Source organism: Streptomyces sp. NPDC059002 (genome assembly GCF_042740435.1).
In the GTDB taxonomy this organism is placed as follows: domain Bacteria; phylum Actinomycetota; class Actinomycetes; order Streptomycetales; family Streptomycetaceae; genus Streptomyces.
This window is the reverse complement of record NZ_JBHYJI010000145.1, coordinates 1-2,253: the sequence shown is the minus strand read 5'-3', so window position 1 is coordinate 2,253 and position 2,253 is coordinate 1. Positions and strand designations below refer to the sequence as shown.

Genomic DNA, 2,253 nt, shown 5'->3' with positions numbered 1-2,253 from the left:
TGCGCACGAACTCGCCCACCACGCGCGGGTCGATCGGCGCCACCGCATCCACGGCGACCCAGAGGCCGTCGCCGTTGTCGTCAACGGAGACGAGGAGCGGGTAGTTGGTGCGTTCGCGCGAGAAGACCGTCCTGATTCCGTCGAGCGGCTCATCGCGCGCCTCGTCCGCACGGTCACGCGGGGGCTCCTGGGCACCGCCGCCTGTGGTGTGCCGGTAGTTGAACAGGGCCGTGAAGAGTGGAGTGCTGCCGGGCATCCCGCTGGCCTGCTGCGCCACCGTGAGCGGCGCGTGCTCGTGCTCCAGAAGCTCCGCCAGCTGACCGCGCATCGCGGTGACCGCCGCGCGGACTCCGAGTCGATCCGTGCGGAGGCGGACCGGCAGCGTGTTCAGGAAGGGGCCTGGCACGCGGGATGCGCCCTCGCCCGCGTTCATGCGGCCGAACAGGATCGTCCCGAAGACCACGTCCTCGCGACCGCTGACCGCCGCGAGCACCCGCGCCCACGCCAGGTGCAGCAGCGTCGCCGGGCTCGCGCCGAGACGGCGGGAGACCTCCCGGAGCCGCACGGTCGACTCGTCTTCGAACGGCACCACGTGGCGTGCCGCCCCCGCGCCGTCACCGCGTACGTCCGCGATCCCGAAGGGGGCCGTCGGCTCGGCGACGTCGCCGAGCAGTTCGGCGAAGTACCGCTCGTGCTCCGAGCGGTGGAGCCCGCCACGCGCCTGGGCGACGAAGGTACGGAACGGCAGCGGCTCCGGCAGTTCCCGGCCGCGCCGCTCCAGGAACGCCCGCACCTCCGCGAGCAGCACTTCGAGGGCTGTGTGGTCGCGCACCATGTGGTGCACCCGCACCAGCGCCAGCCACTGGCCCGCCCCCGGGACCCGGCCCGTGTGGACCGTGATCAGCGGCGCCGCGCCGAGGTCCATCGTCGCGCCCCCGGCCGCCACCAGGTCGGCGAGCGGGTCGCCGCTCCGCGTGTCGAGGACGACCTCGGTAACGGGCAGGGTCGCGTGGCGCCAGACGACCTGGACCGGCTCGCGCAGGCCCTCCCACACGATGGACGTACGGAAGATGTCGTGGCGGTCGAGGACCTTCTGCAGCGCGTCGAGGAAGGCATCGAGCCGTTCGCGCGAGTCGAACTCGACCACCGTCGGCAGGACGTACGCGTCGTCCCCGCCGTCCGCGAGGAGGTGGTGGAAGAGCAGGCCCTCCTGGAGCGGAGCCAGCGGATAGACGTCGGCGACGTTCGCCGCGCCGCCCGCCACCGATGCCACGACCCGCTCCAGCTCCTCGGCGGTGAGGTCGACGAGCGGCAGCATCTCGGGGGTGATCTCGGTCGCTCCGGGCGGGATCAGGTTCTCCGGCACCTCGACCTGAACGGCGCCTGCCGCGACAGCGAGCCCGGCTGGGGTCGGCGTCTGGAACAGCGCCCGCACCGACACCGTCACCCCGCGGCCGCGCAGGATCTCGACCAGGCGGATCGCCAGGAGGGAGTGACCGCCCAGCCGGAAGAAGTCGTCGTCCACGCCGACCCCGTCCAGCCCCAGGACCTCAGCGAAGGCGGCGCACAGGATCTCTTCGCGAGCGTTGGACGGGCCCCGGCCGGCACCGGAGGCGTACTCCGGCGCGGGCAGCGCCTTGCGGTCCAGTTTGCCGTTGCCGGTCAGCGGCAGCGCGTCCAGGACGACGACCGCCGACGGCACCATGTGGCCGGGCAGCCGCCGGGCCGCGAACTCGATGATCGCCCGCGGCAGCTCGGCAGCCACCCCGTCGGCGTCAGCCGGGACGGCGTAGGCGACGAGACGCCGGTCGCCGGGGATGTGCTCCCGGGCGACGACCGCCGCCTGGCTGACCAGCGGGTGCGCGGCGACCACACCCTGGACCTCGCCCGGCTCGATCCGGAAGCCCCGGATCTTGACCTGGTCGTCGGCCCGGCCCAGGAACACCACCTGGCCGTCCGCCGTCCACTTGGCCCGGTCGCCGGTGCGGTACATGCGCTGGCCCGACTCGAAGGGGTTCGCCACGAACCGCTCGGCGGTCAGGCCCGCGCGCCCCACGTACCCGCGTGCCAGCCCGGCACCGGACACGTACAGGTCCGCGACCACCCCCACCGGCACCGGCTGCAGGTACGCGTCGAGAAGATAGAATCGGGTGTTGGCGATCGGCGAGCCGATCGGCACCACAGCGCCGGCGATCCGCTCGGCGGTGAGCCGGGTCGTCGCCACGCCGATCGTGGTCTCGGTCGGCCCGTAGT

General features: G+C 73.3%; 1 protein-coding gene. It reads right to left on the bottom strand.

From position 1 onward, the window contains the following. On the bottom strand, positions 1 to 2,253 hold a 2,253-nt coding region (locus tag ACFWZ2_RS43525), incomplete at both ends, for a condensation domain-containing protein (protein ID WP_384555346.1).